We start from the raw sequence: 21,492 nt of genomic DNA, 5'->3' as shown, positions 1-21,492 counted from the left end.
TAATAAGGTGGGGGACTGTCCCTAAAACATAATTACTGCTATGATAAAGTAAACAGACTTTGGAGGCTACATATCATGAGAGATTTTCAAACACTTACATCACTAAACATGGTAGAAAGTTTTATTGACAAACATCCTTTAGCTTTTCTCTACATCAGCAGACCAAATTGTAGTGTTTGTCATGGTCTACTCCCACAGGTACAGGAGTTAATGATGCGTTACCCTGATATTCATTTGGCTCATATTGATGTAACAGAAGTACCGGAACTTGCTGGCAAATTTTCCATTTTTACAGTTCCAGTATTGCTGCTTTTTGTTGATGGGAAGGAATACATCCGCGAAGCCCGTATCGTTCACATGCAACTTTTAGAAGATAAGATCGATAAAATATATGAAAATAGACTTGAATAATCATTTTTACGGATAAACGACTCTAAATACTTCACAAACAACAAGCATATCTTCCGTGAATTTTTTATCCAGTGCTTTTAGTTCATTGGTAAAGAACGCAATATGCACGTTTCTCCAATACGCTAAACTTTTGTCGCCTTCTCCTTCTTTTGCTGCGAAATCTGCACTAACTTTCTGAAAAGACAGCACCTCTACATCGATTGTTTTCGTCACAACCTTTGCCTTCCCATCCCAATCCGTTATGATGTTGAATTCACCAACTTCAGGCAGTGATTCTTTCTCTATATCATAGAAAAGATATAAAGAGGAAGTTGCTGTTTTTTCACCCCTTATTACTAATGCAGCCAGTTCTTCCGCCATCTCCCGATCCGCACCAAATGGCCAGGAAGTGTATGACTTCTTGGGTCGATCACTTTCACTTAATGTTTCTACATATGCTTTCCACATTGCTTCAACAGAATCATTCATGCTTTCCCACCTCTCCTTACCAATTAATTGTAGTATAATAATATCAATGATTATCAGAAATTACGATTGATCGGAGGATCTCATGAATTTCACATTAGAAAAAATCGCCACAGAATTGAATAAAGCTAACATTCTTTGGGGATTAGGTGGATCGAAGCTACTTGACTGTTACCATCTCATTGAATCCGTTAACGACATTGACATTTTGATAGTAGAAAGTGATATCAAACAAGCAGAAAATATATTTTCAATAATTACCACGGAGCAAAAGGCAATAAGTAAAGAACCCTTTGCCACTAAACATTTTCGTACATACACACACGCTAGGACCTCTATTGACGTAATGGCGGGCTTCCAAATTCATCATCCAAAGGGATTATATACAATGGAATTCGATCGTCTTTCTTTAACCGATAGCACGTATATCAATGATACTTATATTCCACTTTCATCCCTGGAGGATTGGTATATTTTGTATACCTTAATTCCTAGAAAACAATATAAAGCAGACTTAATTGAAGCCCACTGGAAAAAATATGGGATTCAGCATCCCTATCTAATTACTAGATCTTTGAAAAAGTCATTACCTTCTCCGCTTCGCACAAGATTACAAACGATACTGCTGCAACATAGCTAAATTAAAAGTGTCTGCGTTCTAAAAAACGGCAGACACTTTGTCCCCTGACATTTATCCTAGACACTAAGCCAAAATTCCATTATTCAATACTTATCCCCGAAACAATAAAATCATCCAACTCTGCTAAAGATTGCTGACTTTTCGCTTCCACAGTTCCTTCATAAAGCGTATCTCCCGAGTCTAAATCCACAATTTTTAGATCCGCAAGGGATATATTGTCGCTTAAAACACTACTCATATATAATTTATTATTATCTATATTCCACGTTATTCCCTGATCTTCAATCGGATCTACTGCATTTGAAATTTTCATCTTATATATATTCTTCATTTTTTCATTTTCCACATCATAGCTGAAAATCTCAAAGGTATGCTCAGTCTCATTTGCGAAGTACAATTTGGACTGATTTATGACCCCTGTATTCGTTATCCCATCTATCTCCTCGGGAAGTTTAATCTTCTCCAACTCTTTTCTCTCCAAATCGTAAGCCAATAATTCTGTTTCCCACGGTTCAGAATCCATTTGTTCGTCATTATAATTGACATAATGATCCTTCTGAAAAAGGACAAAATGATTGTTATCCTTTCCGTCATTACTGTTGATCAGGTTTATATTTGCATTGGTTTGTTCGTCCTCTTCATCAATAGATAAGATTGGTTCCTCATGCATTAATTTTCCATCAGCTATATTAAACCAGTATGCATGAATTTCCATATTCTCAGACTTCCGTGCATAATTCCGTGTAAATACAATTACTTCTCCATGACTAACAAACACACCCGCTACATCCAAATAACTATATTTGTCGTTATGCTGCGTCACTTTAAATGATTCTCTATTCTTTGATTCTTTTTCTAAGATATCAATATCAAATGTATACTTATTATCCAATTCATCAAATGGTTCCAATTCAACATAAGCAAGCAAGCTTTTGTCATCATAAAGCATTGATTCATCCATATCAATATCCTTTCCACGCATAAAAGCTTTATAATCCTTTCTTAGCTTTTTTATGTGAGAGGGGGCGTTTTCTCTCGCCAAACGCTCAAAATAAGTGCCTTCAAAATCATCTTTCGATCCAGCTGTAGTAATGTTCAAGCTATGATACTGAGCCTCTTTTGCGTATTCCCCATGCAGGGTCACGCCTTCCGCTTCTTTCTCATCACCACGCTGCTTCTCTAGTGCAAACGCAGGATATTGATGCGTAGCTACAGCAGACTGTATATAAAATGTACTTACTACAACTACGATTACCGCTACAATAGAAATTAATCGCCAATAACGCATCATTTCCATCCCCCTCCTCTATACATTTATTTTTTTATTCAGTAGAAAATTACTCACCCAAATAGATAGACCAATCACAATGGTGCCCAATATACCCCTTACAACTAAATGCTCGATCGGATACAAATAATTCTTTTGCAATAATAGTTCTACAAAGTCCTGTAAAAAGAAAATAACGATGGCTAACAATCCAAATAGAATTGCCATCAAGATACCTTTTAAACGATAGCTACGTTCAAATAGAATTGCCGTAAAGATAACAAGAACTGCCATGATCCCAATTCCATAATGAATAATAAATTCAACAAAGCTTCTTGGTATCAGGACGCTCAATTCATGGGACTGCTCGAGCATCTCATGAATAGGCAAATCTGTTCTGAAATCGAGCGGAATGATCCATTTAAAAATATTATTCTCTATTGGTAACAGGATTAATTGAATCGAAACCAGTCCAAACACCAGCAATAAAATCGTTGTCGCTTTTGCAAGAAGCACATTCAATCTAGCGCTCGGCAATAGAAGTAAACGATAAATAAATGTATTCTTCCCAAACCAATCCCGATACCAAATAAAAAACACATAAAACATCAACGCAGCAATACATAAAGCAATTGGTGCTAAAAACCATAAGCTGGACGTTGCATAATCCATGAAAGTGATCGTGCCATATTCCTCAATATACTGTGCTTTTGAAATTGAATCACCGTAAATCGTTCGATGCACCTCGTTGAGATAACCCTTGGATTTAACAATGATGCCTGTAATTTGCGAAATAACAGTAATCGCTATCAGCACCAGATAAATCTTCATAAAACGGCTTAGTTCAAAGTTTACTAATTTAAGATAGCGACTCATGCCTGGTACACCTCTCTCATCACATCTACCACAGACTTCCCTTCGTTTTCACGAACGTCCTCTGCATTAAATGCTTTTAAAACAACCCCGTCATCAAGCAGAATAACTTTATCAATTAAATGTTCAATATCATTAATTTCATGTGTTGTAATAATGACACCACGATCTTCCACTAAGTGACTGGAAAAAACATCTGCAATTTGCTCTCGGCTGAAAATATCAATCCCGGAAAATGGCTCATCCATGAGTAGAAAATCTACATCCAATGCCAGTCCCAGCAGTAAATTTACTTTGGCTGTATTCCCTTTTGATAAATCGGAAATCTGCTCCGTCTCTTTTAGTTTAAAAAACCCGAGTAATTCTGTCGCACGTTTCTGGTTCCAGCTATCATAAAAATCTTGCATAAATTGCATCGACTCTGCGATCGTCATACTCGGAATCATTGTGATCGCATCAGGTATAAATGTTATTTTTTCAAAACTTCTATCACTGATTTTTTCGTCACCCATCGTAATTTCCCCATGATTGATTGGTGTCAAATTCATAATCGCGTTTAGGATCGTTGTTTTTCCTACACCATTCACACCAATAAGGCATGTGATTTTTCCTTTTTCCGCGGTGAAAGATACACCATTCAACACTTTTTTACGCCCAAATTTTTTATAAATATTTTTTACTTCAATCACCCATACCTCCCCCTTCTCCATTGGTCTCTGTTGTGTATTTTTCTTTAATCAAATCAACGACTTCATCAAGCGGAACATTGATCGGACGTATCGTCGTCATAAAGGTGTCAACCGCCTGTAAAATCAGTGCTTCTCGTACAGCTCCTAGAACTGCTTCGTCCTTTGTTATTTTACTTGGCAAATTTCCCTCCGTATAAATCAAGCCTGCTTCCTCCATTTCCTTATACGCCCGTTGAGCAGTGTTCGGGTTTATCTTTAACTTGGCTGCCAATTCTCTTCGTGATGGAATTTCCTGTCCGGGCTCCAGTATGCCTGTTGCAATTTCTTCTTTAAAATGCCGAACGACCTGCACATACACAGGATCTCTTTTATTAAAATTTATCTTCATAGCAACAGCTCCCATATCTTCTCAGGTGTGTATTTGGTCCACTTGTGTATTAGATGATTAATACACCTTTCGCATAACAGTTTGTGTATTAACCGTATAATACGCTTTTCAAGTGTATTATACGGTTAGTACACTTGAAAAGTCAACATCTTTTTTCGGGGTCAGTCCCCCATCCTGGTAAAGTGCTAAAGTAATAGTGTGGTGGGGGACTGACCCCAAATTCAAAACCGATACGTATCAAGCACTACGCGAATTGTGTTAAAATCTATATAGGTGATTAAAATACAGAAAGGTTGATGATATATGAATAACACAGGAACAATTAAACTTACCTCTTTATCTTCAAAAGGCGGATGTGGCTGCAAAATCGGACCAGCTGATTTACGACAGGTACTCCAAACACTACCGCCCGCAGCTAATAATCCAAATTTATTAGTTGGTCTGGACACCAGTGATGATGCAGGTGTTTACAAATTAAGTGACGATATAGCCATTGTACAAACGCTGGACTTCTTCACACCAATCGTTGATGATCCGTATTCATTTGGTCAAATTGCTGCAGCAAATGCGATCAGCGATGTGTATGCAATGGGCGGAAAACCAATTACCGCACTCAACATTGTTGCTTTCCCCATCGCTGATCTGGACAAGCAAATTCTTGCAGATATTCTGCGTGGTGCAGGTGACAAACTCAAGGAGGCCGATGTGACGTTAGTTGGAGGTCATTCAATCGATGATAAAGAACCAAAATTCGGCTTAGCTGTTACAGGTACGATTCATCCCGATAAAGTGCGCACAAACAGTGGAGCAAAACCCGGTGATGTACTTATTTTAACAAAGCCGATAGGTGTAGGAATCCTAACAACTTCCATCAAAAGAGGCTTACTAAATGAGTCAGAAATTTCCCAAGTAACAAACGTGATGTCAACCCTTAACAAAACTGCTGCAGAAACAATGGATGGTTACGATGTACATGCAAGCACAGATGTGACAGGATTTGGCTTACTTGGACATGCATCAGAGATGGCAAAAGGAAGTGATGTGGAAATTCGTATTTTTAACCGGCAAGTACCTGTAATGTCGAGGGTAAAAGAGCTTGCGGAAAACGGAGCTGTTCCAGGTGGTACGAAGAATAACTTTAACTATTTGAAACAAGACGTCACCTATCATGAAACGATGAATCAGAACGATCAATGGATATTATGTGATGCCGTCACATCAGGTGGCCTATTAGCGGCTGTTGCAAAATCAGATGCAGAGAAACTACTCGCTGAACTGAAAAGTAAAAATGTAGATGCACATGTTATTGGCGAAGTGATAGATGGCAATAATGGACATATTACGGTTGAAGAATAACTTGCTTGGCGAGAAGCCAGGTTTTCTAATAAGGACGTGAAAAGATGTTTCAGGATATTACTTTACATGATTTATTTAAGCGACAAAAGGCAGAACCCATCACATTAATAGATGTGCGATCACCACAGGAATTTGCCGAATTTGCTATTCCTGGCAGCATAAATATTCCTGTTTTTGACAACAAGGAACGCGCAGAAGTAGGTACACTTTATAAACAAGTTGGCCCCGAAGCGGCAAAAGAAAAAGGTTTAGCACTTTTTTCTGCAAAGCTGCCCGATTTTATCGCTTCTTTTCAGTCGATCGAATCAGAGAAAGTTGTTTATTGCTGGCGCGGTGGGATGCGCAGTAAAACTGCTGCCACAGTTCTAGATTTAATGGGGAAGCAGGTGCTACGCTTAGATGGTGGGATTCGCTCCTATCGCAGGTGGGTTATGCACACATTGGAAGCGCAAAATTTCTCACCAAAAATGTATGTATTAAATGGATACACAGGATCCGGCAAAACTATTTTATTGAACAGGCTCAAGGAACAGGGCTATCCAGTACTTGATTTAGAGGGGCTGGCGAACCATCGCGGGTCTGTATTTGGCCAAATTGGCCTGCAGCCACATAATCAGAAAACATTCGAGTCTCTGCTAGTTGAGGAAATCGTGCGCTACGATAAAACACCGTACATCCTGTTGGAGGGAGAAAGCAAGCGAATTGGCAAGGCATCCTTACCTGCATTCTTATATGAAGGTAAAGAAGCAGGTATGCAAATCTTCATTCATCTACCGTTAGAGCAACGTATCGAAAATATTTTAAGTGACTACAATCCGGATACACATCGGAAACAGGTTAGCGAAGCTTTTCAAAGGATTCAAAAACATATTCACACACCCATCGGCAAGCAAATTTCCGACGATTTAGAGCAAGGTAACTTTCCATCCGCGATAGCGCTTTTACTTGAATATTATTATGATCCAAGGTATGAACATGCGATCAAACACTATCCGAACGATAGCCAAATTCATATCCATGCAGATAATCTGGATGAAGCATTTGAAGCAGTCGTCAGCTTCATTAAGCAGGAGGAAAAGAATAAATATATAACTCTGTAACGCCCTATTCATTCTCCGTTCACAATCGTCAGCTAAACTAAATATATAATACCGATGATTAGTGAAAGGGAGCGTTTTTTCTTGAATAAATATAGCAAAACATTACTTCGATTTTCAGCATTATTTGCAGTAGTAGGTGCATTTCTCGGATCACATATGGCCGGTGCTGGTGGTCTTGAATTCAAGACACTGCATGCGCATATTCTAGTAGTTGGTTGGCTAACCCTATTTTCCTGGGCTGTATTTTATAAAATCTTCACCCCAGCAAAAACGATTGTTGCAACGCTTCACGTATGGTCAGCCATTATCGGTGCCATCGGTTTAACAGTTGGTATGTGGTTTTATTATTTAAAACCTTTTGGCATGGAAGGAGCGTTACCAACCGTCTTCTTTATCGTTGGTGGAACGATTTTATTAATCAGCTTTATCCTGTTTTTTATCTTGACGTTTATGAAAACAGAGGACGAACAAAAATAGGGCTTGTTAAAATGGTATCTATTTGTTGAATAGATGCCATTTTTTTTGCACCCCCCGATCAATATTAAGTACCCCAAGTGTTACGACAAAAAGAATGTCCCCGAACCATCTGCCGAATTTGCAACAATGTAAAAGCAATAGTAATCTAAAAGAAATAAAATACTTTACTTGGAGGCATAACGATGAAGAAACTCGTTCCACACATTCGCATCGAAAATTGTAGAGAAGCGGTCGCATACTATCAGCGTATTTTTGGCGGTGAAATTAAAAATACACAGCTTGCAGATGGCATTGAGATGTTTAAAGGGCATGAAGGAAAATACATCCATGCAGAATTGCACATGAGTGAAAACTGTACGATTTACTTTGCTGATGTATTTGACAGTAAGTTTACCCGTGGTAATCATATGTTACTCGGACCCGATCTTGATAGTGAAGTAGAGATCACACAAATTTATCAGGACCTAGCAAAAGATGGCGAAGTGCAAATGGAGCTGCAAGATACATTTTGGGGTGCAAAACACGCAATTGTTAAGGATAAGAACGGTATTCTTTGGGAGCTTAATTACACAAAATAAGCCTCAAATTGATAACTTTAGGCGATTATCTAAAAGGATGCTGGTGCAGTAAAGATGTGTCCATTTTGTCTTTAAAGACAAAATAGACACATCACAGTTAGCCAATGGACAACCTTTCATCAAATCTATACTATTGTTTCAATTTCTGAACATAATCAATCATGCCCAATGCACTCACTTGCATGTCTAAATTAATGACAATATAAACTTCATGATCATCATCGACCCCAAATTCCCGTAAGTGTTGTCTTACTTTTCCTAACAACCTACCCGAAAGTTCATCATAGCCCTTACCTTCAGCAACAGTCTGTTCCGCCTCTTCCATAAAAACAGCCAACCACTCAGATACCTGTCGTAATGCTTTATCCGGATTTTTCGTCATTCCAAAGTGTCCAAAATAGATACGATCAAGTTTCATGTCAAACATCCGATTAATCGATGTCTGCATGGCGTCCGGATCAAACTGATTAGGAGAGGTTGATGGTAGGAAAAAACTAACCCCATCATCAATCAACAATTGATAACGAACGCCGACGGTATCACCGGTAAACATGCCATTACTAACTGGATCAAAAATGCTAAAATGGTGTCTGGAATGTCCTGGGGTATCAAGAAATTCCAACGTACATGCCGCACCAATTTGCAATGTATCCCCTTCCCCTTTTACTAAAAGACGTTCTTCTGAAACTGGAATAATCGGGTCAAATAGCTCAGAAAAACTTTCTCCATATACAGCCCTCGCCCCGGCAGCAAGCTTTTTAGGCGCAGCTAAATGTTTAGCCCCCTTAGGATGAACAACAATCGTAGCATTCGGACAATCCTGGATCAGTAGACCAGCCCCGCCAGCGTGGTCCAAATGAATATGAGTTACAATAATATATTTTACCTGATCCAATGTGAACCCCAATGATTCAATCCCTTTTTTCACATGCTTAACCGACGGGCTTGGACCAGTTTCAACAATGGTCAATGCTTCTTCGTCAATGACATAGGTTCCAGTTCGTTCTGGTACACCTAAATCAAAGCCATCAATTAAATGAATTCTGTTATCCAATTGGATTGGATCCTTTTCTACCATGATACAGCCCCCAAATCATTATACTTATTCGTATTTTCTATTAATATTATGGTAGCATAAAAAGTCCATACTTGCCCCCTAGACCTGCCTAAAAAAATTGTCATTCTTTACTCGACAATTTTATTTTCTTTTAAGAACCTGATCATGCCATCCATCAAACCATCTGCCAAAGGTAATTCAGGATCAAGATAGGTCGCCATGTTCCCTTCCCGATCTTCCGGTGCTTCTTTTAATACATGGTTCATTTTTTCTATCAATAACATTTCAGCATCCGGTCTTGCTCCTTGCAGTAATTCAGCCTCACTTACAGGAACCTGGAGATCGTTTTCGCCATTTACGATTAACGTTGGGATATCCAGTTGTTGAATTTCTTCTGCCGGATCATATGCCATCCATGAAGCTAAGAACGGCTGAACTGAGGGATGAAATACACTTTGTAAGTCCTGACTAACATCATCAACGACTTCCCCCGCTTTTACCTTTTCCATTATCTCCTGGCTTTCCTGCAATAAATCCTTAGGCAGCTGTTCACTTAGTTGATCATACATCACCTTATCAATCGTCCTGCCAGCACCCGACAGCGAAATAAATATATCCACAGTTTCCTTTTGCGCAGCCAGCATAGCGGTCAGTGATCCTTGGCTGTGACCGATAATGCCTATTTCTGTAAACTGTTCATCCTCTTTCAGCCTTTCGATCCACGCGGCCGCATCATCCACAAACAGATCATAGCTTGTATCTTCTTCAGATCCAATAGCTTCTTTATTTTTGCCAGCGCCCCGTTTATCATAGCGAAGACTTGCTATCCCCTCTTTCGCCAATGCTTCAGCTACATATTTCAAGCTATTATTTTCCCCGGCAATCGTGTTCCCGTTACGATCTGTTGGACCTGAACCAGGAATAATAATCATAATTGGAAATGGACCTTCCCCTTTCGGCGTTTCTAATTCCCCGTATAATGTTCCCTCATCCGTTTCTACTTGCAAAAATTCACCATCTGCTTCCGCAGTTTCATCCTTTGCAGTAGCTTCTCCTTTCGATAAAGTAAAAGGAAAGGATTGTCCGTTCTGCTTAAATGTTCCAGCTATTTGATCCCCATCCAGTTCGCCATCAAATGTAATATATTGACCCTGAATTTTCATTGTAAATATAATAGCTTTATCTTCCTGTTTCACTGTAGAAAGTGGATATTGATCGATCCCCTGCACAGGAATACTAATCATACCGGACAATTCATCTTTGTTTGCAAATGTCACATCAATATTTAATGGCTGATTTGGTATTTCAATCGTGCCAGACCATGTGCCAACAAACAAACCGCTTCCTTCTTCCTCACCTTCCTGTTTATCACTGCAAGCCGTTAATATTAAAAATACGATAAAAATCATTAATAAAGCTTTTTTCACATTGATCCTCCTAGCCATTATCCCACTCATTACTTTACGATTCTTCTTGGAAAAAGTTTCATCCATATCAAATATCATCATTATATATCTTACGAAACCACAGGAATAGATTATGTCTTTTGGAACAAAATAAGCCTGATTATATCAAAGGAGGAGTCACGATTGGAATATCAACCACACGAGGAACTAAAGGATTCGATGCAACTCCCGGATCAGCAAAACCATGGTGGACACGAGCTTTTCGATGCACATGAAGCCATCAGCGGATTAAGTGCAGGCTTAGAGCAATTTTTATTATATGAGCAACACATCCAGGATCCGGAGTTAAAAACAATGCTGCAGCAGCATAAAACGTTTTTAACCCAACTTTACAATACCATCGTTGAGACACTGCAAACCGGCCAGGAGCCAGCGGTTAAAACGCAAGTTTACAAAATGACACAACCGAATGATGTGTTGTACGGGATGCAGCCGGCGCAGCCTAAATCACCCGTACAAAGTGTAAATGAGCTAAACGATGAATGTGTCTCCGGTTTTATGATGGGCGTGTTAAAGTCCTCTGCATCTGCATTTACGACAACTGCATTTGAAACAACGAACCCTGTATTAAGAAGGGTGTTTGCAGATAGCATTCCTAACTTGATCGAAATGGGCTATGAAGTCTTTTTGTACCAAAACAAGCATCAATATTACCAAGTTCCACAATTAAAGCCACAGGATATGCAAAGTTATATAACGGGTTTTGGACCTGTTCAGGGTACCATGCCACATTAGAACAAAGGAAAGGGAGTGCCCAAATATGATATTGGAGCACTCCCTTTCCCATGTACAAGTCTAATCAAGCAATCGATTATTTTCATCCACAGACATAACCTTGGCTGATTGACCTGTTTCCAGAACTACGCCTTCCCCGTGACAAACACTGCACTTATATTGCCAGCCTTCATCATCAGAAAGCATGCCTGTCCCTTCACAAGCCTTGCATGTATCTTCTCTGGTAATCATTAAAAACCCTCCCGCTATATGTTTAGTATATGAATAATGGTAATAATTATTTGCACCAAATTATCGCAGTGTGGCGGGCAGTGAAAATAACAAATAATATTTTTCCATGTAAAAGATATGTCCTTTCTACACATACTAATCAAGACTTCATGCAAGTGAGGAAGAGGTGAATCACATGGGAAAAGACGAGCACAATAAAGCTAAAAACAGCTTTCTTGCACAAACTCCAAAAAGCCAATTAAAAACAGATGGTATCGATGTGGAATTTGCTGAAGAATTTGCAGATCACGAAGACAAGGAAGCGCAAGCAAGAAGCCAAGCAGCAAATAAACGCGCAAAAAAGAAATAACTTATTTAAGCGATTCATATGTAATATGAATCGCTTATTTGAGAAAGGTACATATACGGATGAGCTTTTTGCGATGTCTCAGAATAAAAGTGGCGGAACTGAGGACGGGGATAAATTTATCCCCCACCCAAAAAAATCGGAAAAGTTTTTCTTATCATCACGCAAATGGAATATACTCGCTTTCCGCGGGCTCACCACGAGCCTCCGACGTACAGGACGTACTAGTGTCGATGACGTCACAGGACGTGACGTTTGTCATTGACCTCGATCGCAAAAAACGCTCACTGTGGGGTCTCTTAGGCTCGCTGTCCCACAGGAGTCTCGCATATTCCAGTTACTAGGATGGATTTTCATTTTCAGCCGTTTGTATTATTGTTTTGGTTCATAGGGGCCCACTTCATAAGCACTTCAACTTTATAGTGCCACTATATAAGATACACCATCATTTAATCATTTATTAATTCGGAGCACTACATCGTTGATTGGAACGGAAGGCGGCGACTCCAGCGGAAACAGCACGTGTCTGAAGACCCCGCAGAGTGAGTTTCTCGAGGAGGCTGAAGCCGTGCCCGCGGAAAGCGTCCGCCTGCAGTGGAAATCAACGGTTTTAGCACACAGTATAGACGGGCGACGGGGTAAATAGATTCAACTATTATAAGGAAAGCCCCTTTACTAGAAAACGATCTATTTTTTCGTTGAATGAAAAAGGGCACATCGCAAAATGTCCACGGATGATAATCCCTTGCATCTTATCCTATAACTTCATACAATTGAAGTATATCCATAATGAAAGAGTGAAATATATGAGCGATAAAAGTGTAGAGGATTATTTGACAGAAGGCATATATGGCGTAAGAAGACCGAAAGAAGCAGAACGCATAGAATATTTGGGGACGTTAAGAGAGCGGATTGTCCTTGCCCTAACAATCGGACAAGTCATGACAGATAGTGGTCTTTCCTATTTAGAACAGGCAATGATACAACATCAAGATACAAAGCTTTTAATAAATGGGCATGTTGCCAATCGATTTTTGAAGGAAGAAAAGGCATTAGCGGATAAATATAATATCCCTTTCACAACGATTACGAATAATGAAAGTGACACAAATATTGGTGCAGTATTAACGTATGACTATGCGATTGATAAAGAAGATATCTTTATGGAAGAAGAACCACAGAAAAAAGAAAAAATAGAGAAAACCGACGATCACACGGAAACAGGTACGATTTTCTCCAAAATAAAACAATGGTTTCAAAAATGACCAGGTAGCCTATATTGGCGCCTGGTCATTTTTACTACCTTTTTAAAGAGGATACCCCATCAAAATAATGACAATCGAAAAAGGCAAGTCAGCTATGATAAGCAAAAAAACAGTTGTATAAATTTAACACAAGCTAGGGACAATAAAGAAGACTTCGTAAAAAAGTAGTTGGAGGTGGTTGCAATTGAGTCAGCCTTACCAATGTCCAAATTGTAAAACCAATCGATCTCGCTTCAATGTAATAGAACAAGTTCCAACCCCGGTAAAATTAGATGCGGATACAGGTGAAATGAAAAACGATTATACAAATGAAGCGTTAGAGACTTTTCATGTCGCCTATAATGGACCAGATAAACGAATCCAATGTGGCATATGTGGTCTCATTGAAGATGAAAAGTCATTTATAAAATATGCCGAACACAATCGTAATAATCAAAAATAAAGGAGAATGAATTGAATCATGTCCAAAAATCCCAAAGGACCAAAACAACAGGAACAGCCAAATTTGCCAAAGAGTCCAAAACAACCTTACGGCGAACCATTGGCCGGCTCCCATAAAGTCAAAAACAAAAACCATTCCAGACAAAAAAATGACGCATCGCATGACATGTAAAAAGACAGCTTAAATGCTGTCTTTTTTTGTTCCGTATTAATGTTCTTTCATACATAAATTAGTGTCACTTATTCATGTTCGCGGGATTTCAGAAATATAAATTGCCATAATGATTAAAAGGCAGGTGGATCTAATGTTAACGATTCAAAATGTAACGAAGAACTATGGAAAGAGAACAGCTTTAAAGCAAGTTTCATTTACCATTCCTAAAGGAAGCTGCTATGGCTTTGTTGGACCTAATGGGGCCGGTAAATCAACCTTATTAAAAATACTCGCTTCCATTATCCAGGACTATAAAGGGGAAATTACATTTTCCAAGCAAATCAATAACAGCAACAGGAAGAAACAAATTGGCTATGTCCCCCAGGAAATTTGTCTAGAACAAACTTTATCTGCATATAGCAATCTTTACTTTTTCGGAAAACTGTATGGATTAAAGGGCAAAGCGTTACAGCTGAGGGCGTCAGAAGTTTTACAAGATATCGGTTTGACCGAACGCGCGAAAGACAAGGTGATTCATTTTTCTGGTGGGATGAAGCGTCGTTTAAATATCGGCTGCGCACTCATGCATCAGCCTAAACTCATCATTATGGATGAACCAACTGTTGGTATTGATCCCCAGTCACGCGCGTTTATTTTCGAAATGATTAAGCAGCTCAAGCAGGATAATTGCACAATCATTTATGCCAGTCATTACATGGAAGAGGTAGAGCAGTTATGTGATGAGGTCACATTTATCGATCAGGGGGAAATAGTAGAAAAAGGTATGGTTGACGACTTGCTCCAGAAGTATGCTGTCCCATCTATTTTTATCAAAGTCAGTGATACCTTACCAAACAATCTGAAGCAATTCGGAACATTAAGCAAAAGCAAAGGCGGTTATTTATTAACAACGGAAACACCTCTACGCGCAATGGAAGCAGCGTTGCATGTTTATCAGGATGATGCGGATAAATTAGAACGATTGGAACTTGTCCAGCCAAGCCTGGAAGAAGTATTCTTTTCTTTAACAGGCAGTCAATTACGAGATTAACCAAACTAACTTTAAGAAAGGGGAGGAATTTCAATGGGTCCCATATTTGCTTTAGAAATGAAGAAAAATCTCCAGGATAGAGGATTACTTTTTTGGATGCTTATCCTGCCCATTATTTTCACTGTTTTATTTATTGCGGTTTTTACCACAGGCGTGGATGCATCAACTAGGCAACAAGTTACAACATCCATTGTTCCGGGATATGCAGTTATGTTTGTTTTTTTCATTATGATTTCCATGGTTTCTACTTTTATAAAGGATAGAGACCTTGGGATGACTGCACGCATTGCAAGTACACCACTATCTCCTTATTTATATTTAATGGGAAAATGGCTGACATACATGAGCATCGTTTTAATACAAATGATTATTTTGTTCCTATTTGGTAAACTTGTTTATAATGTGTCACTAGAACAACCTGTATTACTATTCATTCTCGCATTATTTTTAGCCTTTACCGCTACAGGACTTGGTCTGGCGTTAGCAGTACTCGTAAAAACGGATAATATGGGGCTCGCCATTACACAAATCATTGGACTGGGCGGGGCATTATTAAGCGGACTCTGGATACCGATCGATATGATGCCGGATTTCATGCAATCGATCGCCCATTTTCTGCCACACTACTGGGCCCATCAAGCCTTTCAGGATGCAATGAATGGTACATTGTTATATAGCAACCTTTTCCAAACATTGCTCATTTTGTTTGGTTTTGGTTTTGTCGGATTTATCATCGCACTATTACGTTATCCGCATTTTTTGAAACTTGCACGTGGCTAATAATCGTTTGTAACATATGGGGGTATGGGGATGAAGGTAAATATTGATATTGATGATCAGCACGAAGAAACAGCCATCACCATTCAAGCAAAAGAATGGACAGAGGAATTAGAGGAAATCCTGCAAGTAATTAAAAGAAGGAAATCACAGCGTTTATTTGGGGTGGAAGATGATCAAACCATACTGCTGGATCCGAATGAAATCGATTATGTGTACGCAGAGAAAAGAAGGACTTTCGCAGCGCTTAAAAACAAGCGCTTCGAAATAAAATTGAAGCTCTATGAAGTGGAAGAAATCCTCATCCCGCATCATTTTATGCGCTTTTCAAAATCGGTTATCGGTAATCTCAACCATATCCAACGCTTTGAATTATCCTTTAATGGAAATCTCTGTGTTTACTTTCATTCCGGTAACAAGGAATACATTTCACGAACCCATGCAGCAAAAGTAAAAGAAAAACTACGGACGGGAGGGCCCCATCAATGATTATTGAAATACTGAAACGTAGCATGATCGGGGTTGCATTTGGCGGTATCGCTACATTTATTGCCCTTACCATTATGAAATTCAATCATATTGACGGAACCATTTCAGAAGTTTGGATGCATATGCTTGCCAGCTTTATCATTGGTATCTATTTTGGATTATCTTCGTTTATTTACGAACATGACAAGTGGAGCCCTTTAAAAAAGATGGTCATTCATTTTAGTTTTTCTATTATCGTTTACTTTACCGTTGCCCTTACCGTTGGATGGATCCCATTTAACTTCCTGTCCATTCTCATTGGCATTTTACTGTTTATCATCTCCTATAGCATCTATTGGACTGTATTTTACTTATACTTCAAAAAGATGGAAGACACAATGAATAAGCATCTAAAAAAGTGATAATAACTCGATAGTGACCCCTATCATCTGCTACACTGGTAGTAAGAACAAAATGGAGGGGTCAAATAAATGCGATTAAAAGATAAAAAGGTCATTGCCCTGGTTGAAGATGAATTTGAAGATCTTGAGCTTTGGTATCCCGTGTTACGTTTACAAGAAGAAGGTGCAATTGTCGATTTAGTTGGCAAAGAAGCAAATAAGAAATATATCGGAAAGTACGGTGTACCTGCTGAATCGGCTTATGCTTTCACTGATATAAAAGTAGCGGACTATGATGCAATCCTTGTACCCGGAGGATGGGCACCAGATAAATTAAGACGTTATCCCGAGGTGCTGGACTTCGTTCGTTCAATGAATATTTCTAAGAAGCCCATCGGCCAAATTTGCCACGCTGGCTGGGTGCTGATTTCTGCTGATATTTTACAAGGTAAAGATGTGACAAGTACTCCGGGAATAAAAGACGATATGACAAATGCTGGCGCTGCCTGGTACGACAAAGCCGTTGTTGTGGATGGTCATATTATCTCCAGCCGCCGCCCACCAGACCTGCCAGCTTATGTAAAAGCATTTGCAGACAAGCTCGCAGAGTAAAATGGATCTCTTGCATCTTGTTTAACCAAGATGCAAGTTGTAAGGAGGAATAGGGGAATGAAAATTGTTTCGATTGAGCCTACTCCGAGCCCGCATTCTATGAAAATTAATGTGAATGAGGAGCTGCCGGATGGCAAAACCTTTAATTACAAGAAAGAGGACGACTTACAGGATGCTCCGGCCTATGTTCAGCAATTATTTGCGATTGAGGGTGTCAAAAATATCTATCGCGTGATCGATTTTATTGCTTTGGCACGACACCCAAAACACACCTGGGAAGCGATTCTTCCAGAAGTCCGCAAAGCACTCGGTACCGAGGAAGCGGATCATACACACGAAGCAACCATTCAGTATGAAGAAACTGCGGATGCATTTGGGGAAGTAAAAGTATTTGTACAAATGTTCCGCAACATCCCGATGCAAGTCAAATTAGAAGATGACAACGGGGAACATCGCTTTGGATTACCGAAGCATTTTTCCAATGCAGTGATGGAAGCTTCATCCGCTTCACCGAATTTCATCATGGAAAGAAAGTGGGTGGAGCAACATCCACGCTATGGTGAAACAAACGAAATTGGCAATGACGTAACAGAAGAACTCGCAGCAAGCTATGATCAAGAACGATTGAATAATCTAGTAAAATTGGCTTTCACAGCAGAGTCTGATGCAGGTGCCGATACAACACAAGGGGAAAATACAATTTCACTGGAAACACTGGATGATCCGAGTTGGAAAGTCCGCTATGCTGCACTTGACCGGATGAGAGAACCAACATTTAAAGACTTACCTGTTCTCGATAAAGCTTTATCGGATGAAAAAGCCTCCATTAGACGATTAGCTACAGCATATCTTGGCATGATTGAAGAACCAGAAGTACTACCCTACTTATACAAAGCTTTAAAAGATAAGGCTGTCAACGTCCGCCGTACTGCTGGTGATTGCATTTCCGACCTTGGATTTAAAGAAGCGATGCCCGAGATGATTCAATCACTGACCGATCCCAATCGGCTGGTTCGCTGGCGTGGTGCGATGTTTTTATATGAAGTAGGAGACGAATCTGCTATTCCTGCGCTAGAAGAGGCTACCAGTGAGCCAGAATTTGAAGTACGTATGCAAATCAATATGGCATTGGAGCGAATTAAAGATGGTGAGGATGCGAAAGGCTCTGTATGGCATCAAATGACACAAGCTGTGAATAGAAAAGACTGAGTGAAGGTTACCCCACTCAGTCTTTTTTTGGCAGTTAAGAAAGTATAACTATTTTCTTACTGCATATGTGCAACTAAGGCATATGCCAAGTTTTCTAAATTTCTTATAAGTAATCTTTGCGCAATTCCGCCGCAGTCTTCGGTGAGATATAACCTGGCGCTACATCATATACCGTTTTAGCGCCCTTTTGACCTTCTTGATGCAAGCGGTATGCTGCACGTGCGTAAGCAGTGACAACACTAGCTGTAAATTCCGGATTACTTTCCAAATTCAAGCTATATTCAACAATTTGGTCATTCCCTGCACCTGTTTTCCCACTCCGAATAACAAAACCACCATGTGGCATCGCAGAATGATCTTGCTTCAATTCTGCCTCTGTTATAAAATGAACAGTCGTTTCATACTCATCAAAATAGTTCGGCATCGTTTTAATCTCCTGCTCTATTTTTGCAGTATCAGCGCCTTCCTCCGCTACAATATAGCAAGTGCGGACATGACGATCAGCTTTAGAAACAGCTGGATTTTCACCGTTTCTTACTTGTTCAATCACTTTTTCTGATGGAATGGTATACTGAACACCATTTTTAACTCCTTCTACTCTTCTTACTGCATCTGAATGTCCTTGGCTCAAACCTTTCCCCCAGAAAGTATATGTTTCTCCTTCTGGTAGCAACGCTTCTGACATCACACGATTAATGGAAAACATACCCGGATCCCAGCCAACAGAAATAATGCTTGTCTTTCCACTTGCTTGTGCCACTTTATCTACTGAAGCAAAGTACTCCGGTATTTTTGCATGGGTATCATAACTATCCACCGTATTGAACATTTCCGCAAAAGCAGGAACCTGCTCCGGTAGATCTGTTGCAGAGCCACCGCATAATATCATCACATCTATCTTATCCTGATAGTCTGTTGCTTCATCTATATGTAATACTTTTACATTTGGATCTATCACGTGAACACTACTCGGATCTCTTCGTGAAAAGACAGCAACAAGTTCCATATCTGGTTGTTGCTTGATAGAAGCCTCTGCTCCCCTACCTAAATTACCATAACCTACAATACCAACTTTTATTTTATTTCCCATTTATTTTACCTCCGTTAATCAGCAAGATCTTTCCTTATACTATCTTTTTTTAAAAGGATACGCAATTTAAAACTCCCGGTTGATATCCTTAAAAAATGAAACAACCATTAAAATAATAATCAGGGAAAATGGCAATGCAGTTATTATCAGGAGATTTTGAAATCCTTGCACACCACCAGAATAAGCAACAATTGCTGCCATAGAAGATAATGCCAGACCCCAAGCAATTTTCACCATATTTGCTGGATTTAGACGTCCACCTGTACTAAACATGCCTAATACAAAGGTCGCTGAATCCGCCGATGTGATGAAGAAAATAGCAATAACAAAAATTGTAATAAAAGACAATATACTTCCCATTGGATAATGCTGCAAGACCGCAAATGTCGAAGTCTCAATGGAAAAATCCGATATTTTCGCAATACCAAGCTGTTCTAGATTTAACGCTGACACACCGAAAACGGAGAAAAAAATAAGCGTTACGAACGTAGGAGCTAGGATTACACCAATAATAAACTGCTTTACTGTCCGACCTTTTGACACCCTAGCAATAAACATGCCGACAAATGGTGCCCAGGAGATCCACCATGCCCAATAAAAAATGGTCCAGTCATTAATCCAATCTCTTCCCGCTTCATTTAACGGACGTAATTGAAAGCTCATGTTAACGATATTTGATAAGTAATTACCAATCGTACTCGTAAACATATTCAATATATACATCGTTGGTCCAACGATAAAAAGTAAGAATACCAACACCAAGCCAATGACGATGTTAATTGTACTTAAATGTTTGATCCCATTTCCAAGCCCCGACCATGCGGAGGCAATAAATAATACGGTTGCGATCGCCAGAATAATGATTTGAACAATAAACGTTTCCGGTGTACCAAATAAAAATGATAGTCCGCTTCGTATTTGCGCAGATCCAAATCCAAGTGTTGATGCAACCCCTACGACAGTTGCAATAATCGCAAGTATATCAACAATTTTTCCAAATGCTCCCCTGACAATTTTTTCACCAAATATCGGTACAAGTGTGGCGCTAATTAATCCGGGGGCACCTTTATTAAATTTAAAATAGGCCAAAATCAGCGCGACAATGGCATATAATGCCCACCCATGAAGACCCCAATGAAATAAAACGTACTGCAGCGATTCTCGGATTGCCTTATCCGTACCAATCTCCCCACCTGGCGCACTGATGAATGCATGGGAAATAGGCTCAGCGGTCGTGAAAAAGACAAGGCCAATCCCCATTCCTGCACTAAATAGCATCGCAAACCAGGCAAGCAAACTAAATTCTGGTTCATCACCTTTTTTTCCTAATTTAATTTTTCCAAACCGGGAAAAAGTCAGATAAATAGCGAAGATAATAATGGATACAATAACAAGCATATAATACCAACCGAAATGATCGTAAATAAATGCCGTTGCTGTACTTGACAATGCCTCTAAATTATTCGGGGCAACCCCTCCCCACACAACAATAATGATACACACCGCAATCGCATTCCAAAAGACTGTTGTTACATTTTTCATAAAAACACCCCTTGTTTAAAATCTTCTTTTCGTAAATTTTGTGGTTTTTAATTCTCGCAGTTGATAGAAACTGCGACGTAATGTGAGCTGGGTTGTTTTCCGCTGCGGACCGTTGCTTTCCGCGGGCACGGCCTCAGCCTTCGACGCACAGGACGTTCTAGTGTAGGTGTTGCGACAGGACGTCGCGTACTTAACCTACCTCGAGAAGCCCACTCTGTGGGGTCTTCGGACTCGTGCTATTCCCGCAGGAGTCAACGGCCCTCCGCTCCAAACACCATGTTAGCGAAGGATATACGCGAAGACGATGAGACCCCGCAGCGTTCTTTGTGAGGAGGCTCAGCGCGAGCCCGAGGAAAGCGTAGTGTATTTCCGAAGCGAAGCCATAGCACCAATTTATTACGTC

Annotated in this window: 27 protein-coding genes; 17 read left to right on the top strand and 10 right to left on the bottom strand. The window is 39.7% G+C overall.

Annotation, left to right across the window (positions count from 1 at the left end; genetic code table 11):
- Positions 1 to 75: 75 nt before the first annotated feature.
- The gene (locus JOC34_RS10120) at positions 76 to 411 is read left to right on the top strand and encodes a thioredoxin family protein (protein WP_205136633.1); all 336 of its coding nucleotides are present in this window, start codon (positions 76 to 78) and stop codon (positions 409 to 411) included.
- Between the two features lie 6 nt (positions 412 to 417).
- Here the strand turns inward: JOC34_RS10120 and JOC34_RS10115 are convergent, their stop codons facing one another.
- On the bottom strand, positions 418 to 879 hold the full coding sequence (locus JOC34_RS10115) for an ASCH domain-containing protein (RefSeq protein ID WP_205136632.1): 462 nt from the start codon (positions 877 to 879) through the stop codon (positions 418 to 420).
- 82 nt (positions 880 to 961) lie between these two features.
- Between JOC34_RS10115 and JOC34_RS10110 the strand changes: the two genes are divergently transcribed.
- The gene (locus tag JOC34_RS10110) at positions 962 to 1,516 is read left to right on the top strand and encodes a hypothetical protein (protein ID WP_205136631.1); all 555 of its coding nucleotides are present in this window, start codon (positions 962 to 964) and stop codon (positions 1,514 to 1,516) included.
- A gap of 79 nt (positions 1,517 to 1,595) precedes the next feature.
- On the opposite strand, the gene JOC34_RS10105 is transcribed toward JOC34_RS10110, so the two are convergent.
- From JOC34_RS10105 to JOC34_RS10090, 4 genes are read right to left on the bottom strand one after another with little or no spacing between them, the layout of a single operon-like run.
- Complete coding sequence (locus tag JOC34_RS10105) at positions 1,596 to 2,807, bottom strand: hypothetical protein (RefSeq protein WP_205136630.1); 1,212 nt, start codon at positions 2,805 to 2,807, stop codon at positions 1,596 to 1,598.
- Positions 2,808 to 2,822: 15 nt separating this feature from the next.
- Positions 2,823 to 3,659, bottom strand: coding sequence for a hypothetical protein (locus tag JOC34_RS10100; RefSeq protein WP_205136629.1), 837 nt, complete (start codon positions 3,657 to 3,659; stop codon positions 2,823 to 2,825).
- Positions 3,656 to 4,345: an ATP-binding cassette domain-containing protein gene (locus tag JOC34_RS10095; RefSeq protein ID WP_205136628.1), complete on the bottom strand. Its 690-nt coding sequence runs from the start codon at positions 4,343 to 4,345 to the stop codon at positions 3,656 to 3,658. Before JOC34_RS10095 ends, JOC34_RS10100 begins: the two co-directional genes overlap by 4 nt.
- The gene (locus JOC34_RS10090; RefSeq protein WP_205136627.1) at positions 4,338 to 4,733 is read right to left on the bottom strand and encodes a GntR family transcriptional regulator; all 396 of its coding nucleotides are present in this window, start codon (positions 4,731 to 4,733) and stop codon (positions 4,338 to 4,340) included. The genes JOC34_RS10095 and JOC34_RS10090 overlap by 8 nt, the downstream gene beginning before the upstream one ends.
- Positions 4,734 to 5,036: 303 nt before the next feature.
- Between JOC34_RS10090 and selD the strand changes: the two genes are divergently transcribed.
- The 4 genes from selD (at position 5,037) to JOC34_RS10070 (ending at position 8,244) form a co-directional block, all read left to right on the top strand.
- Positions 5,037 to 6,089 (top strand): selenide, water dikinase SelD, encoded by a 1,053-nt coding sequence (gene selD, locus JOC34_RS10085; RefSeq protein WP_205136626.1) that lies wholly within the window; start codon positions 5,037 to 5,039, stop codon positions 6,087 to 6,089.
- Between the two features lie 44 nt (positions 6,090 to 6,133).
- Entirely contained in the window at positions 6,134 to 7,189 is a 1,056-nt protein-coding gene (mnmH, locus tag JOC34_RS10080; protein ID WP_205136625.1) for a tRNA 2-selenouridine(34) synthase MnmH, read from the top strand.
- A gap of 81 nt (positions 7,190 to 7,270) precedes the next feature.
- Positions 7,271 to 7,666 (top strand): hypothetical protein, encoded by a 396-nt coding sequence (locus tag JOC34_RS10075; protein ID WP_205136624.1) that lies wholly within the window; start codon positions 7,271 to 7,273, stop codon positions 7,664 to 7,666.
- Between the two features lie 182 nt (positions 7,667 to 7,848).
- Positions 7,849 to 8,244, top strand: coding sequence for a VOC family protein (locus tag JOC34_RS10070; RefSeq protein ID WP_205136623.1), 396 nt, complete (start codon positions 7,849 to 7,851; stop codon positions 8,242 to 8,244).
- Positions 8,245 to 8,374: 130 nt separating this feature from the next.
- Here the strand turns inward: JOC34_RS10070 and JOC34_RS10065 are convergent, their stop codons facing one another.
- Both JOC34_RS10065 and JOC34_RS10060 read right to left on the bottom strand, forming a co-directional pair.
- Complete coding sequence (locus JOC34_RS10065) at positions 8,375 to 9,322, bottom strand: MBL fold metallo-hydrolase (RefSeq protein WP_205136622.1); 948 nt, start codon at positions 9,320 to 9,322, stop codon at positions 8,375 to 8,377.
- Between the two features lie 107 nt (positions 9,323 to 9,429).
- Complete coding sequence (locus JOC34_RS10060; RefSeq protein WP_205136621.1) at positions 9,430 to 10,728, bottom strand: alpha/beta fold hydrolase; 1,299 nt, start codon at positions 10,726 to 10,728, stop codon at positions 9,430 to 9,432.
- Positions 10,729 to 10,926: 198 nt separating this feature from the next.
- Between JOC34_RS10060 and JOC34_RS10055 the strand changes: the two genes are divergently transcribed.
- Positions 10,927 to 11,502, top strand: a complete 576-nt coding sequence (locus JOC34_RS10055) for a spore coat protein (protein WP_205136836.1) — start codon at positions 10,927 to 10,929, stop codon at positions 11,500 to 11,502.
- Positions 11,503 to 11,562: 60 nt separating this feature from the next.
- Here JOC34_RS10055 and JOC34_RS10050 read toward each other — a convergent pair whose 3' ends face one another.
- Positions 11,563 to 11,733 carry a hypothetical protein gene (locus tag JOC34_RS10050; RefSeq protein ID WP_205136620.1) on the bottom strand — a complete coding sequence of 57 codons (171 nt, stop codon included), beginning with the start codon at positions 11,731 to 11,733 and terminating at the stop codon, positions 11,563 to 11,565.
- 175 nt (positions 11,734 to 11,908) lie between these two features.
- Between JOC34_RS10050 and JOC34_RS10045 the strand changes: the two genes are divergently transcribed.
- From JOC34_RS10045 to JOC34_RS10000, 10 genes are all read left to right on the top strand, one after another.
- Entirely contained in the window at positions 11,909 to 12,082 is a 174-nt protein-coding gene (locus JOC34_RS10045; RefSeq protein WP_205136619.1) for a YfhD family protein, read from the top strand.
- Positions 12,083 to 12,885: 803 nt separating this feature from the next.
- Positions 12,886 to 13,344: a YueI family protein gene (locus JOC34_RS10040; protein ID WP_205136618.1), complete on the top strand. Its 459-nt coding sequence runs from the start codon at positions 12,886 to 12,888 to the stop codon at positions 13,342 to 13,344.
- 184 nt (positions 13,345 to 13,528) lie between these two features.
- Positions 13,529 to 13,786 carry a DNA alkylation repair protein gene (locus JOC34_RS10035; protein ID WP_205136617.1) on the top strand — a complete coding sequence of 86 codons (258 nt, stop codon included), beginning with the start codon at positions 13,529 to 13,531 and terminating at the stop codon, positions 13,784 to 13,786.
- Between the two features lie 18 nt (positions 13,787 to 13,804).
- A complete protein-coding gene (locus tag JOC34_RS10030; RefSeq protein ID WP_205136616.1) occupies positions 13,805 to 13,957 on the top strand; it encodes a small acid-soluble spore protein P in 153 nt (50 codons plus the stop codon).
- Positions 13,958 to 14,090: 133 nt separating this feature from the next.
- The gene (locus tag JOC34_RS10025) at positions 14,091 to 14,990 is read left to right on the top strand and encodes an ABC transporter ATP-binding protein (RefSeq protein WP_205136615.1); all 900 of its coding nucleotides are present in this window, start codon (positions 14,091 to 14,093) and stop codon (positions 14,988 to 14,990) included.
- Positions 14,991 to 15,023: 33 nt separating this feature from the next.
- Complete coding sequence (locus JOC34_RS10020) at positions 15,024 to 15,770, top strand: ABC transporter permease (RefSeq protein ID WP_205136614.1); 747 nt, start codon at positions 15,024 to 15,026, stop codon at positions 15,768 to 15,770.
- A 30-nt stretch (positions 15,771 to 15,800) separates the two neighbouring features.
- Positions 15,801 to 16,256, top strand: coding sequence for a LytTR family DNA-binding domain-containing protein (locus JOC34_RS10015; RefSeq protein WP_205136613.1), 456 nt, complete (start codon positions 15,801 to 15,803; stop codon positions 16,254 to 16,256).
- Complete coding sequence (locus JOC34_RS10010; RefSeq protein WP_205136612.1) at positions 16,253 to 16,657, top strand: DUF3021 domain-containing protein; 405 nt, start codon at positions 16,253 to 16,255, stop codon at positions 16,655 to 16,657. The genes JOC34_RS10015 and JOC34_RS10010 overlap by 4 nt, the downstream gene beginning before the upstream one ends.
- Before the next feature lie 69 nt (positions 16,658 to 16,726).
- Positions 16,727 to 17,248 carry a type 1 glutamine amidotransferase domain-containing protein gene (locus tag JOC34_RS10005; protein WP_205136611.1) on the top strand — a complete coding sequence of 174 codons (522 nt, stop codon included), beginning with the start codon at positions 16,727 to 16,729 and terminating at the stop codon, positions 17,246 to 17,248.
- A 57-nt stretch (positions 17,249 to 17,305) separates the two neighbouring features.
- Positions 17,306 to 18,457 (top strand): conserved virulence factor C family protein, encoded by a 1,152-nt coding sequence (locus tag JOC34_RS10000; RefSeq protein ID WP_205136610.1) that lies wholly within the window; start codon positions 17,306 to 17,308, stop codon positions 18,455 to 18,457.
- 103 nt (positions 18,458 to 18,560) lie between these two features.
- Here JOC34_RS10000 and JOC34_RS09995 read toward each other — a convergent pair whose 3' ends face one another.
- Both JOC34_RS09995 and JOC34_RS09990 read right to left on the bottom strand, forming a co-directional pair.
- Positions 18,561 to 19,547 carry a diaminopimelate dehydrogenase gene (locus JOC34_RS09995; RefSeq protein ID WP_205136609.1) on the bottom strand — a complete coding sequence of 329 codons (987 nt, stop codon included), beginning with the start codon at positions 19,545 to 19,547 and terminating at the stop codon, positions 18,561 to 18,563.
- Between the two features lie 66 nt (positions 19,548 to 19,613).
- Positions 19,614 to 21,089: a BCCT family transporter gene (locus JOC34_RS09990; protein WP_205136608.1), complete on the bottom strand. Its 1,476-nt coding sequence runs from the start codon at positions 21,087 to 21,089 to the stop codon at positions 19,614 to 19,616.
- Between the last annotated feature and the right edge of the window lie 403 nt (positions 21,090 to 21,492).

Origin of the sequence: Virgibacillus halotolerans, assembly GCF_016908515.1 — a bacterium.
GTDB lineage: Bacteria > Bacillota > Bacilli > Bacillales > Amphibacillaceae > Virgibacillus_M > Virgibacillus_M halotolerans.
Note: the sequence above shows the minus strand (reverse complement) of the source record. Positions and strands in the feature narration are given on the sequence as shown.